The sequence below is a fragment of the Staphylococcus pasteuri genome (assembly GCF_030547725.1).
Lineage (GTDB): Bacteria > Bacillota > Bacilli > Staphylococcales > Staphylococcaceae > Staphylococcus > Staphylococcus pasteuri.
In genome coordinates this window covers 1-249 of the sequence record NZ_JAUOQO010000681.1, presented here as the reverse complement: position 1 = coordinate 249, position 249 = coordinate 1, and the positions used below count along the sequence as shown (strand labels likewise).

At 46.2% G+C, this 249-nt stretch carries 1 protein-coding gene; it reads left to right on the top strand.

The annotated features are described in order from the left end of the window. Positions 1-46 precede the first annotated feature (46 nt). A partial coding sequence (locus Q4528_RS15150; protein ID WP_303522522.1) for a Gfo/Idh/MocA family oxidoreductase occupies positions 47-249 on the top strand: 203 nt, incomplete at its 3' end.

The window sequence follows — 249 nt, the reverse complement described above, 5'->3', positions numbered from 1 at the left end:
AAACAACACCATTAACACCGCGGCAATAATTGGCAGTAACTGGGGTATGGTGCATGTTGATGCACTCAAACAAAGTGGCCTAAAAGTCGTTAGCCTTGTCGATTTGGATCTGGCAAAAGCTCAGCGAGTTGCCCCGCAACACAATATTGCACATGCCTGCAACCACATTCAGCACGTTCCTGCTGTAGATTTGGTGCTTATTGCCACACCAGCGCTAAGCCACCAACAGGTTATTAAACACTTTAAAGA